The following is a 12,253-nucleotide window of genomic DNA, read 5'->3' on the forward strand; positions in this document are numbered from 1 at the left end:
GGCCCGGCGACTGCCGGCCGCGCTCGGCCCGGTGACGACCTGGCTCGCCGCCCTGGCCGCGGACCCGGCGCTGGACGCCGACATCCGGCTCGCCGCCCTCGTCCACCGGGCCGCCTGCACACCGGAGGCGATCGACGCCGGCCTCGTCCCGACGGCGACCGACCTGCTCCAGCGGCTCACACCCGGGCCCGCGCCCGAGAGCGAGGGCGATACCCGGGCCGCGGCCGGCTGCGGGCCGTCCGCCTGCACGGACGTCGCCGCCGAACCCGCACCGGACCCGGGTGTCCCGCCGCAGCTCGCCGCCGCCTTCGCCGACCTCGACCGGCACGGCCGGGTGCACTCCCCCACCACCGAGCTGCTGACCACCCTCCACCGGGTGCTGGACGCGCGGGTGCCCGAGCGCACGGCCCTGCTCACCGCCCAACTCCGCAGCCCGGACCGGGCCACCCGCTACGACGCCATCGCCATGGCCAAGGCCCTGATCGGCTCCTGGCGCGGCGACCACACCGGCCTCGTCCGGCTGCTGGCCGACTGCCTGCTGCCCCAGGACCCGCACACCGCCGCCGAAGCGGCCGAGGCCCTCGGCCACCTCCCCGCCGCCCTCGCCGAACCCGCCCGCGAACCACTCGCGGCCCTCGTCGAGGCCCACCGCACCGCCCACGGGCCGAACGTGTGGGCCGCACCGCACCCACTGCTGCGCCGGGCCCACCAGGCGACGGTCACGGCACTGGCCCACCTCGGCGACGAGCGCGCCCTGCCCGCTCTGCTGACGGCGCTGGACACCGGCACCGATGCCTGGCGCGCCGTACAGGTCGCCGGTCACCTCCCCCAGGCCGCCGGGGAGCTGCTGCCGAGGCTGGCCCGGCGCCTGGCCGACGCGGACTTCTCGAAGGACTGGTACTGGTCGGACGCCTGCGGGCTGGTCGCCGCCCTTCGCCGGCTCGGCGATCCGGCGGCCGTCCCCGCCTTCACCGCGGCCCTCATCGCGGCCGTCCGCCAGGAGCATCGGCGCGGCGCGGCCGCGGCCCTCGACGCGCTGGCCCGCTTCGGGACCGACGCCGCCTGCGCCCTGGAGACCATCCGGCCGCTCGCCGACGCCGAGGACCTCGACCTGCGCCTCGCCGCGGCAGGAGCCCTGTGGGAACTCGAACGCGACCCCGCGGACGCCGTGCCGCGGCTGACCGACCTGCTCGACACCCACACGCGCAGCGACGCGGCCGACCTCCTCGGCCGGATCGGGGCGCCGGCGGCCGCGGCCCTGCCCCAGCTGCGGCAGCTGCTCCGATCCGAGTACTCCCGGGTGCGCGTCGCCGCCGCGATCTACGACATCGGCGGCCCGGCCGAGGCGGAGGTCGTCCTGCCGGCGCTGCTGGAGGTCTGGGAGAGCAACGACGCGGGTGCCGACCACGTCCTGGAGTGCCTGCGGCGGATGGGCCCCGCCGCCGCGCCCGCCCTTCCCCGGATCCGCGCGGAACTCGCCCTGGCCCGTCGCAGCGGCGGCTTCTTCGGGAGCGTCGAGAACGACGAGGCACTGCAACGCACCGGCCGGGCCGTCATCGACCAACTGGCCTGACACGAGTCCGCGCGCGGGGACCTCCTACGACGTCCCCTGACCGGTACGCGTGCACGGCCCCGCGGGTCCACGTGCACCGCCGCGCGCGTCGGGGTGGGGCCCGTCAGGTGAGGAAGCCGCGCAGCAGGGCGGCCGTGGCGTCGAGGTGTTCCTCGGTGGCGCGGCGGGCGGCCTCGCCGTCGCCGTCGAGGATCGCCCGGACCATCGCCCGGTGCTGTTCGGCGGCGTGCTCGATGTTGCGGTCCACCATCGGGATGGCGTTCAGCAGGTCGTTGAGGCGCATCCGGGCCTCGGCGATGCCGGCCGCGAGGCTGCGGGAGCCGGTGAGCTCGCCGATCGCGAGGTGGAAGCGGGAGTCGAGCTGCCGGTACCGCTCCGCGGGCGCGCCCTCCAAGTCGGCGAGCCGGGTCTCCAGGTGGGCGCGTTGCTCGGGCGAGAGGGTGCGGCGGGCGGCGACCTCGGCGGCGCCGGTCTCCAGGACCAGCCGGTGGATGAGGGCGTCCTCCAGTTCGCCGCCGAGGTCGCGGGCGGCCCGCCGCAGGTCGGTGACGTCCGGTGGCGGCATCCGGTAGGTGACGAAGGTTCCGCCGTAGCGACCGCGGCGCGGTTCGACGCAGCCGGACTGCTGGAGTGCGCGCAGGGCCTCGCGCAGGGTGTCGCGGCTGACGCCGAGCCGGGCGGCGAGCTCGCGTTCGGCGGGCAGCCGGTCCCCGTGGTTGAAGACCCCGAGCTTGATCGCCTGGAGGAGGCGTTCGACGGTCTCCTCGAAGGCGTTGCCGGTGCGTACGGGGCGGAAGATCACGCCGGCCTGCCACTGCGCCCGGGCCTGCTCGCGTGACCTTCCGGTCCCCCCGCCGGTTGCCTGGTCGCGTGACCTTCCGCTCTCCCCGTCGGTTGCCTGGTCGGGTGCCTCGTCGACGTCCACGCCGGAATCGTACCCACGGGCGGACGCCGGACCGGTTGCCCCGTCGCTCTTGACTGCGCCCCGGCGCGGGGTGAACGATGCTCCTCACCACCCCAATGGCCTGGTTTCAGACCATTGAAGAGCCGCTGCCGTCTCTCCTCCCCGCCGGCCGGACGCGCCACACCGACGTGGCGAGCGCGCCCGACCGGCACACCTCGACCCCCGGAGGTGCCCATGACTGACGAACGCTCACCCGACCACCCTGTACCGCCGGTGTTTCCGACCGGGACACCGGAGGTTTCCGCCGACGAACAACGTCTGCGCGAGCTCGGCTACACCCAGGAACTCGCCCGCTCGATGTCCGGCTTCTCCAACTTCGCCGTCTCCTTCTCCATCGTCTCGATCCTCTCCGGCTGCCTCACGCTCTACGGGACGGGCATGAACACCGGCGGCCCCGCGATGATCGTCTGGGGCTGGCCGGTCGTCGGCCTGCTGACCCTCTGCGTCGGGCTGGCGATGGCCGAGATCTGTTCCAGCTTCCCCACCGCGGGCGGTCTCTACTACTGGTCGGCCCGCCTCGCCCGCAGCCACGGCCCGGCATGGAGCTGGTTCACCGGCTGGTTCAACTTCCTCGGCCAGGTCGCGGTGACCGCCGGCGTCGACTACGGCGCCGCGGTCTTCACCAACGCGTTCCTCAGCCTGCGCTTCGGCTTCGAGGCCACCCCCGCGCACACCGTCGAGATCTTCGCCGTCATCCTGCTGCTGCACGGCCTGCTCAACACCCGGGGCGTCCGGCTGGTCGCCCTCTTCAACAACCTGTCGGTCTGGTGGCACCTGATCGGCGTCACCGTCATCGTCGGCGCCCTCGTACTGCTGCCCGACCGGCACGCCCCGGCGTCGTTCGTGTTCACCGAGTTCGTGAACAACACCGGCTTCCACAACCAGCTCTACGTGGCGATGATCGGTCTGCTGCTCGCCCAGTACACCCTCACCGGCTACGACGCCTCCGCCCACATGACCGAGGAGACCCACGACGCCGCCCGCTCCGGACCGCGCGGCATCGTCAACGCCATCACCGTCTCCCTGGTGGCCGGCTGGATCCTGCTGCTCGGCATCACCTTCGCCATCCGCGACTACGACGGCGCGCTGAACAGCGAGACCAAGGTGGCGCCCGCCCAGATCTTCATCGACGCGATCGGCAGCGGAGGCGCCCAACTGCTGCTGCTGATCGTCATCGGCGCCCAGTTCTTCTGCGGCATGGCCTCCGTCACCGCCAACTCCCGCATGATCTACGCGTTCTCCCGGGACGGCGCGCTACCCGCCTCCGCCCTGTGGCACCGCATCGACCCGAGGACCCAGACCCCCACCAACGCGGTCTGGCTGGCCACCGGCGGCGCCCTGCTGCTCGGCCTGCCCGCCCTCTGGAACACCACCGCGTACACCGCGGTCACCTCGATCTCGGTGATCGGTCTGTACATCTCCTACGTCATCCCGGTCCACCTCCGGCTGCGCCAGGGCGACGCCTTCCCGCGTGGCCCCTGGCACCTGGGCCGCTGGAGCAGGATCATCGGCACCGTCGCCGTCGGATGGACCGCCGTCATCACCGTGCTGTTCATGCTGCCCACCGTCAACCCGGTCACCGCGGAGACGTTCAACTACACCCCCGTGGCGGTCGCCGTCGTCGTCGGCTTCGCCGGCCTGTGGTGGCTCGCCTCCGCCCGCCACTGGTTCACCGGCCCCCGGATCCACGAACTGCCGCCCGCCCCCGCCACCCACGACGCCGAATTGGAGAAGCGATGACCGGCTCCCGGCTCACCCTCGACGAGCTGCGCACCCGCGTCGCCGACGGATCCGTCGACACCGTGGTGCTCGCCATGACCGACATGCAGGGCAGGCTCCAGGGCAAACGCCTCGCCGCCCGGCACTTCCTCGCCGACGTGGTGCCGCACGCCGCCGAGGCCTGCGGCTACCTGCTCGCCGTCGACGTCGACATGAACACCGTGGACGGCTACGAGCTCTCCTCCTGGGAGGGCGGCTACGGGGACCTCGTGCTCCGCCCCGACCTCACCACCCTGCGCGACGTGCCCTGGCACCCGGCCACCGTGATGGTCCAGTGCGACGTCGCCCACCACGACGGCACCCCGGTCACGGTCTCGCCCCGCCAGGTGCTGCGCCGCCAGCTGGACCGCCTCGCCGCCCACGGCTGGCAGGCCCAGGCCGCCACCGAGCTGGAGTTCATCGTCTTCCGGGACACCTACGAGCAGGCCTGGGAGCAGGACTACGCCCACCTCACCCCCGCCAACCAGTACAACGTGGACTACTCGCTGCTCGGCACCGGCCGGATCGAGCCGCTGCTGCGCCGGCTGCGCAACGACATGGCCGGCGCCGGGCTGAACGTCGAGTCCGCCAAGGGCGAGTGCAACCTCGGCCAGCACGAGATCGCGTTCCGCTACGCCGACGCCCTCACCACCTGCGACGACCACGTCGTCTACAAGACCGGCGCCAAGGAGATCGCCGCCCAGGAGGGCTGCAGCCTCACCTTCATGGCGAAGTACGACGAGCGCGAGGGCAACTCCTGCCACGTCCACCTCAGCCTGCGCGACCCGCAGGGCGCACCGGTGTTCGCCGGGGACCGTCCGCACGGCTTCTCCCGGACGATGGAGCACTTCCTCGCCGGGCAGCTCGCCTGCCTCGCCGACTTCGCGCTGCTGCTCGCCCCCACCGTCAACTCCTACAAGCGGTACGTGCCCGGCAGCTTCGCGCCCACCGCGATCGCCTGGGGGCGCGACAACCGCACCTGCGCCCTGCGGGTGGTAGGCCACGGTCCGTCGCTGCGCTTCGAGAACCGGGCCCCCGGCGGGGACGTCAACCCGTACCTCGCGCTCGCCGCGCTGATCGCCGCCGGACTGCACGGCGTCGAGCAGCGGCTCGAACTCGAACCCGAGTTCACCGGCAACGCGTACGCCTCCGACGCCCCGCGGGTACCCGGCCACCTGCGTGACGCGATAGCCGCCTTCGAGGGCAGCGCCGCCGCCGAGGCTGCCTTCGGCAAGGACGTCGTACGGCACTACGCCCACGCCGGCCGCGTCGAACTCGCCGCCTACGACCGCGCGGTGACCGACTGGGAACGCCGGCGCGGCTTCGAGCGGCTGTGAACGCCGCGCGGGTGCGCCCGCGGGCGGTGGGAACCCCTTCGGGCGCGCCCGCGGACGTGGGCCACCGCCGTGAACCGAGCACCAAGGCCGAGAACCGAGACCGAGACCGAGACCGAGGACCGACCGTGCACCGCGAACCCGGCCGACGACCGCTGATCGGCATCACCAGCTACCAGGACGAGGCCGCCTGGTCCGTCTGGCACCAACGCGCCTCCCTCGTCCCGCAGACCTACGTCGACGCCGTCACCCGGGCCGGCGGCACCGCCCTGCTGCTGCCCCCGCAGCCCGGCGACCCCACCGACCTGCTCGGCCTGCTGGACGGACTGGTGCTGGCCGGCGGGCCCGACGTCGACCCGGACCGCTACGGCGCCCCCGCGGACCCGCGCACCGGCCCGCCGCACCCCGCCCGCGACGACTGGGAGCTGGGCCTGCTGCGGGGCGCCCTCGCCGCGGACCTCCCGCTGCTCGGCGTCTGCCGCGGCATGCAGCTGCTCAACGTCGCCCACGGCGGCACGCTCCTCCAGCACCTGTCCGACGGGAGCCACCAGCACCTGCCGGCCCGGTTCGTGCGCCACCGGGTGGAGCTGCGGGCCGGGAGCCGGGCACACGCCGTGCTCGGGCCGTCCGCCGAGGTGTCCTGCTACCACCACCAGGCCGTCGACCGCCTCGGCCACGGGCTGCGGGCCACCGCCCACGGCGCCGACGGCACCGTCGAGGCGCTCGAACTGCCCGGCCGGCGCTTCGCCCTGGGCGTCCAGTGGCACCCCGAGACCGACCCCGAGGACCGCCGGCTCTTCGACGCGTTCATCACCGCCAGCCAGAGGGAGACCACCCGATGACCGACCCCGACCTCTTCGAGGTGGTCAATCCGGCCACCGAGGAGGTGATCACCACCGTTCCGATGGCCGGCACCGCCGAGACCGACGCGGCCGTCGCCCGGGCCCGCGCCGCCTTCGACACCTGGAGCCGGGTCGCCCCCGCCGACCGGGCCCGGCTGCTGCGCGCCTTCGCCGCCGCCGTGGACGCCGACCGCGACCACCTGGCCTCACTGGAGGTCGCCAACGCCGGCCACACCATCGGCAACGCCCGCTGGGAGGCCGGCAACGCCCGCGACGTCATCGAGTACTACGCCGCCGCGCCGGAGCGGCTGTTCGGCCGCCAGATCCCGGTCGCCGGCGGCCTCGACGTCACCTTCCAGGAACCGCTCGGCGTGGTCGGCGTCATCGTGCCGTGGAACTTCCCCATGCCGATCGCCGCCTGGGCCCTCGCCCCCGCCCTCGCCGCCGGCAACACCGTCATCGTCAAACCCGCCGAGCTCACCCCGCTCACCGCGCTGCGGCTCGGCGAGCTCGCCCTCGCCGCGGGCCTCCCCGAGAACGTGCTGCAGATCCTGCCCGGGCGCGGCCCGGTCGTCGGACAGCGCTTCGTCACCCACCCCGACGTGCGCAAGGTCGTCTTCACCGGCTCCACCCGCGTCGGCACGGCGGTCATGGCGGGGTGCGCGGCGCAGGTGAAGCCGGTCACCCTGGAGCTCGGCGGCAAGAGCGCCAACCTGGTGTTCGCCGACGCCGACCTGGCCAGGGCCGCGGCCACCGCCCCCTACGCCGTCTTCGACAACGCCGGCCAGGACTGCTGCGCCCGCTCCCGGATCCTGGTCGAGGCCTCCGTGCACGACGAGTTCATGGCGCTGTTGGAACCCGCCGTGCGGGCCGTCCGGGTCGGCGACCCCGCCGACGAGAAGACCGAGATGGGGCCGCTGATCTCGGCCGCGCACCGCGCCCGGGTCGCCGCGTACGTCGGCCCCGACACGCCGGTCGCCGTCCGGGGCAGCGCGCCGGAGGGTCCCGGCTTCTGGTTCCCGCCGACCGTGCTGGCCCCCGTCCGGCACGACGACCCCGCCTTCACCGAGGAGATCTTCGGCCCGGTGGTCACCGTCGTCCCGTTCCGCGACGAGCAGGACGCGGTACGGATCGCCAACGCCACCGAGTACGGCCTGTCCGGCTCGATCTGGACCAGGGACGTCGGCCGCGCGCTGCGGGTCGCCCGCGCCGTCGAGGCCGGCAACCTCTCGGTCAACTCGCACTCCTCGGTGCGCTACAGCACCCCGTTCGGCGGCTTCAAGCAGTCCGGCCTCGGCCGTGAGCTGGGCCCGGACGCGCTCGACGCCTTCACCCAGACCAAGAACGTCTTCATCTCCACCGACGAGTGAACCGGCGCACGGACCCGCTCCACGGGTGCGGCGCACGTCCCAGCAACGACACATGGTCCCAGGAACGACGCATGTCCCCAGGAACGAGAGGAACGATCAGCATGACCCAGCGACTCGACGGCAGGGTGGCCGTCATCACCGGCGCGGGCAGCGGTATCGGCCTGGCCACCGCCCGCCGGTTCGCCGCCGAGGGGGCGAAGGTGGTCTGCGCCGACCTCGACGCCGAGACCGGCGCCAAGGCCGCCAACGAGGTCGGCGGACTCTTCGTCCAGGTCGACGTCACCGACGAGCCGGCCGTCCGCGACCTGTTCCAGCGGGCGGTCGACACCTACGGACGGCTCGACATCGCCTTCAACAACGCGGGCATCTCCCCGCCGGACGACGACTCCATCCTCACCACCGGGCTGGAGGCCTGGAAGCGCGTCCAGGAGGTCAACCTGACCTCCGTCTACCTCTGCTGCAAGTACGCGATCGAGCACATGCGGCGCCAGGGCAAGGGCTCGATCATCAACACCGCCTCCTTCGTCGCCGTGATGGGCGCCGCCACCTCGCAGATCTCCTACAGCGCCTCCAAGGGCGGCGTCCTGGCGATGTCCCGGGAACTGGGCGTGCAGTTCGCCCGCGAGGGCATCCGGGTCAACGCGCTCTGCCCGGGCCCGGTCAACACCCCGCTGCTCCAGGAGCTGTTCGCCAAGGACCCCGAGCGGGCCGCCCGACGCCTGGTGCACATCCCGCTCGGCCGGTTCGCCGAGCCCGAGGAGATCGCCGCCGCCGTCGCCTTCCTGGCCTCGGACGACTCCTCCTTCATGACCGCCAACACCTTCCTGGTCGACGGCGGCATCTCCGGCGCCTACGTCACCCCTCAGTAGCCCGGCCCACCGGCATCTGCCTGCCCATGACCGTGCGCCCGCCGGCCGTCCACGTTCACCGAACCGACTGACCGGGGGCGTCACCCGCATCCCGGGTGGCGCCCCCCGGGGGCCGGCGAGGTTGCGGGTGGCGGAGACGCGGCCGGTCAGTCGCTGATGGCGAGATGCAGGACGGTGGCCCAACTGTCGCTGACCAGCACCAGGTTGCGCCACCAGATGTAGCTGAAGTGCGGACCGCCGACATCTCCGCAGCTGCGGACGGGACCCAGGTGCGCCTCGATGAGGTCGGCGAGGCCATCGGCGAGTTCGCCGGCCCGCCGGATCTCCTCGGGCGTGCGCGGGTCGACTGCCGGGTACCTGCAGGCGGGCTGCATGATCCCCTCGGTCACCTGTCGGCGCAGGATGTCCCGCCAGGCCCGGGATGACGCCAACGGGCGCACCGATGCGCCCACCTGGAATCCGCTCCCCCAGCCGCCGGCGTCGAAAACGGCCTGGGCGAGACCCCGCATCCGGTCGTCACCGGGCGCCACCCCGGTCACGGGGACCACGTGGAGCAGCTCGACGAACGGCTCGTGGTTGCAGTCCTGGAGCAGCTCCAGAAGGGGCTCCGCCGCGGCTTCCAGCGCGTCCGGCGCGTCAAGCGGGTTCGGCATGGGCGTTCCAGGTCCTCTCGTCCGGAATCACGGTTCGGCCCCATTCTGCTGGCCGAGCAGCTTTCACGCGGCGGAGTTTCCACGGCCTCCCACGGGCGGAGGTGCCGTGGAACACCCCGACCGAGCCGCTCGCCCCGAACCCGCCGATGCTCGAGCTGCTCCGCCGGGGCCGGACGATCATCGCCGGATACCCGGGTGGGCGCGCCACGCCGTTCCGGCAGAGCGAAATGACGTGGCGCGCTGCCCCCTGGACGTGGCAGGGTACGGCTGCCGATCCCGGTGTCGGCACCCGGAACGACCCCGCCGAGAGGAACCCATGCCGCGTCCGTCCGACTTCACCTTCGAAGAGCGCTCCGACGGCACCGTCACCGTGTGGCACCGGGGCAAGGTGGCGGCCAGGCTCCGGGGGCCGCGTGCGGCCGAGTTCCTCGAGGAGGCGGCGAGCGGTGACCCGCAGCTGGTGATGGCCCGCTGGACCGGGAACTACAAGCGCGGCAACGAGCGGACCGCCGCCCAGCACCCCCGCAACCGCCGCTGATCCCTCACCGTGCCCGCAGCTCCGCCTCGCGCGCGGCCAGCGCGAGGGTGAGCACCCGGATCCGGTGCGGGTTACGCCCGTCCAGGGCCTGCGCCACCGCGATCGCCTCGTCCAGCAGCGCGAGCCGCGCCTGCGGGAGCGTCCGCACCTCGGGGAAGCGGGTCGCGTCCACCAGGACCCGGGCCAGCTTCGACCCGTACACCTCGGGAGAGACCTGCGTCAGCAGCCGGTAGGCCCAGAGGCCGCGCGGTCCGCGCAGCACCCGACGGTCCGTGCTGAGCAGCAGCATCCTCGCCCGCAGCACCGCATCCTGATTCACCGTTTCCCCTTTGCTGGTCGGTCCGTCCTCCTCCCGCACCCGCGCAGGGCAGCACGATGTACGCGTCGGCGCCCACGAGCAGGCGCCGGCACGGAGCCGGGGAGGGGATGACGTCGAGTCTGCGGGTGCGCGGCAGACACGGGCAAGGGAAAACCGGAGTGCTCTCGGTCCTACCGGAACAGCCTGCTGACGAGGCATGATGGAGTCGGTTCGCCTCCCGACCGGCCATCAGGGCGATCAACGCCCGGTACCGGCGCGGCCGATGCGCGGTCCGCGTGCCCGGAACGACCGGTGATCCTCCGCGGGCTTCATGCTCCGTGGGCCTGCGCGCCGGGCCCTCCTTTCGGCCGACGGCCTCTCACCGTCCGAGGTCTCACGACCGGGTTCGTCGGGGCCCGACGGCCGGAGCGCGTCCCTGCGGATGACAGGAACGAGCCCCGGCCGACTCGTCCCGCACTACGCCCGGTAGCGGTAGCGGATGCGGCCGCGGGTGAGGTCATAGGGGCTGAGCTCCACCACCACCCGGTCGGACGGGAGGATCTTGATGCGGTTCTTGCGGATCTTCCCGCTGATGTGGGCGAGCACCATGTGCCCGTTCTGGAGCTCCACCTTGAAGGTGGCGTTGCGCAGGCACTCGGTAACGGTGCCCTCAACCTCTATGCCGCCTGCGGTTTTCGTCATGCTCTCTCGTTTCTTCGTCCAGTGCTGATGTGATCGGTGGGAGTGTGTGGTGCGGCGCGCGGCCGGGCCGGTCCGTGCCCGGCCGCGGTGCTGACAACCGGGCGTCAGCGGCGCACGAGTTCCAGGGTGCTGCCGGTACGGCGGGCGCCGATGCCCTCGAAGAGGGCGGTGGCGGCCGTGTTGGACTCGTCCACCTCGGCCCACGCGGCATCGGTCCCCGCGTGGTGCAACGTGGTGAGCACGTGGGCCAGCAGCGCGCGGGCGATGCCGTCGCGGTGCCGGTCGGCCCGAACCGCGATCAGCCCGATCCTCGGCTGCCGCAGCGGCGCCACCCGCAGCAGCCCGACGTACCGGTCCCGCTCGCGTGCCACCACGAACCTGGCCGGGTCGAGCGGGATGGGCGCCCCGGCCGGGCAGGGCAGCAGCTCGGCCGGCATGGTCTGCCAGCCGACCGTGGCCTCGACCTCCGCGCGGACGGCGCGGTCCAGCTCGCCCAGCGGGCCCGGTTCGGCCTCGCCTGCGGGCAGGATCGCGACGCCCGCCGGGGCGAGCGCCGACCCGAGCCCGGTGACCCGGGGGTCGGTGGGCACGAGGTAGCCCCACTCGCGGCGGCCGGGTGTGAATCCGGCCCGTCGCCAGGCGGTCACCGCGTCGTGGTCGGCTTCGTCGACGACGGTGTGCAGCGGCGCCGGCAGGGCTGCGACCATCGCGTCGGCGATGAGTTCGAAGGTCGTTGGCTGCCAGGCGTCGATGCTGACGAACTGCCGTCCGTCGGGTCGTCGCACGGCGTCGCCGCGGCCGACCGGCCGGTCGTCCTGCACGGCCTGCCACTGGGTGTCCGTCACCCGCGTGACCAGCGGCAGGGAGTCGCCCGTGTCCGAATCCGGGGTGGAGTGCGTGGAGTTCATAGGTGATCGCCTCTCAGGAGTGCCTTCTTCCGTGGCGCTCCCGGCGACACCTACGTCAACCGCCCACCGTGACCACAAGGGGGAGCACCCATACCGATACCGCCTTCATGGGTCTCACCTCCTCGCGTTCACTCACGGCCGACCAGACGGTACCAACCCCGGGCCGCGTCGACCAACCCATTTTCCGGGACGACCGGAAGACGGTCCGGAACGGTGTCGTTCCGATGCCACCACCGGCCCCGCGCCGGGCCCGATTGCGGACCCCGCCCGCCGGGTGCCACCCCCACCGCGGCCTCCCCTCCACCGTGCGCCGAACGTTCCTGTGCCCCGTCCGCACGGTCCTCGCGGCAGGATCTCCGCGTCCCGTTACCCCTGCCAGTGGAAGAAGGAGGAGTGCGGCTCCAGCGGCCGCATGTCCGGGCCGAGGAAGAACGGTGTCCCGTC

12 protein-coding genes are annotated in these 12,253 nt (G+C 73.2%); 7 read left to right on the top strand and 5 right to left on the bottom strand.

Features of this window, described 5'->3' with window-relative positions; translation table 11 throughout:
* Nucleotides 1-1,573, top strand: a 1,573-nt coding sequence (locus tag ACWEQL_RS36590; RefSeq protein ID WP_452154899.1) for a HEAT repeat domain-containing protein, incomplete at its 5' end; no start/stop codon positions are given.
* Nucleotides 1,574-1,676: 103 nt separating this feature from the next.
* Here the strand turns inward: ACWEQL_RS36590 and ACWEQL_RS36595 are convergent.
* Nucleotides 1,677-2,498 (bottom strand): FadR/GntR family transcriptional regulator, encoded by an 822-nt coding sequence (locus tag ACWEQL_RS36595; protein WP_452154901.1) that lies wholly within the window; start codon nucleotides 2,496-2,498, stop codon nucleotides 1,677-1,679.
* A 213-nt stretch (nucleotides 2,499-2,711) separates the two neighbouring features.
* Between ACWEQL_RS36595 and ACWEQL_RS36600 the strand changes: the two genes are divergently transcribed.
* The 5 genes from ACWEQL_RS36600 to ACWEQL_RS36620 all read left to right on the top strand — a co-directional run bounded on the left by ACWEQL_RS36600 (nucleotide 2,712) and on the right by ACWEQL_RS36620 (nucleotide 8,710).
* Complete coding sequence (locus tag ACWEQL_RS36600) at nucleotides 2,712-4,277, top strand: amino acid permease (RefSeq protein WP_452154903.1); 1,566 nt, start codon at nucleotides 2,712-2,714, stop codon at nucleotides 4,275-4,277.
* Nucleotides 4,274-5,632 (top strand): glutamine synthetase family protein, encoded by a 1,359-nt coding sequence (locus tag ACWEQL_RS36605; RefSeq protein ID WP_452154905.1) that lies wholly within the window; start codon nucleotides 4,274-4,276, stop codon nucleotides 5,630-5,632. The genes ACWEQL_RS36600 and ACWEQL_RS36605 overlap by 4 nt, the downstream gene beginning before the upstream one ends.
* Nucleotides 5,633-5,757: 125 nt before the next feature.
* On the top strand, nucleotides 5,758-6,471 hold the full coding sequence (locus tag ACWEQL_RS36610) for a gamma-glutamyl-gamma-aminobutyrate hydrolase family protein (protein ID WP_452154907.1): 714 nt from the start codon (nucleotides 5,758-5,760) through the stop codon (nucleotides 6,469-6,471).
* Entirely contained in the window at nucleotides 6,468-7,841 is a 1,374-nt protein-coding gene (locus ACWEQL_RS36615; RefSeq protein ID WP_452154909.1) for an aldehyde dehydrogenase family protein, read from the top strand. Before ACWEQL_RS36610 ends, ACWEQL_RS36615 begins: the two co-directional genes overlap by 4 nt.
* A gap of 101 nt (nucleotides 7,842-7,942) precedes the next feature.
* The gene (locus ACWEQL_RS36620; RefSeq protein WP_452154911.1) at nucleotides 7,943-8,710 is read left to right on the top strand and encodes a 3-oxoacyl-ACP reductase; all 768 of its coding nucleotides are present in this window, start codon (nucleotides 7,943-7,945) and stop codon (nucleotides 8,708-8,710) included.
* A 146-nt stretch (nucleotides 8,711-8,856) separates the two neighbouring features.
* Here the strand turns inward: ACWEQL_RS36620 and ACWEQL_RS36625 are convergent, their stop codons facing one another.
* Complete coding sequence (locus ACWEQL_RS36625; RefSeq protein WP_452154913.1) at nucleotides 8,857-9,363, bottom strand: hypothetical protein; 507 nt, start codon at nucleotides 9,361-9,363, stop codon at nucleotides 8,857-8,859.
* Between the two features lie 316 nt (nucleotides 9,364-9,679).
* Here ACWEQL_RS36625 and ACWEQL_RS36630 point away from each other — a divergent pair, with 316 nt between their 5' ends.
* Entirely contained in the window at nucleotides 9,680-9,901 is a 222-nt protein-coding gene (locus tag ACWEQL_RS36630; RefSeq protein WP_452154915.1) for a hypothetical protein, read from the top strand.
* A 4-nt stretch (nucleotides 9,902-9,905) separates the two neighbouring features.
* Here the strand turns inward: ACWEQL_RS36630 and ACWEQL_RS36635 are convergent, their stop codons facing one another.
* From ACWEQL_RS36635 to ACWEQL_RS36645, 3 genes are all read right to left on the bottom strand, one after another.
* Entirely contained in the window at nucleotides 9,906-10,220 is a 315-nt protein-coding gene (locus ACWEQL_RS36635) for a hypothetical protein (RefSeq protein WP_452154917.1), read from the bottom strand.
* A 456-nt stretch (nucleotides 10,221-10,676) separates the two neighbouring features.
* Nucleotides 10,677-10,901 (bottom strand): translation initiation factor IF-1, encoded by a 225-nt coding sequence (gene infA, locus ACWEQL_RS36640; RefSeq protein WP_452154919.1) that lies wholly within the window; start codon nucleotides 10,899-10,901, stop codon nucleotides 10,677-10,679.
* Between the two features lie 104 nt (nucleotides 10,902-11,005).
* The gene (locus ACWEQL_RS36645; RefSeq protein ID WP_452154921.1) at nucleotides 11,006-11,809 is read right to left on the bottom strand and encodes a GNAT family N-acetyltransferase; all 804 of its coding nucleotides are present in this window, start codon (nucleotides 11,807-11,809) and stop codon (nucleotides 11,006-11,008) included.
* Nucleotides 11,810-12,253 lie beyond the last annotated feature (444 nt).

The sequence above is a fragment of the Kitasatospora sp. NPDC004240 genome (genome assembly GCF_053603215.1).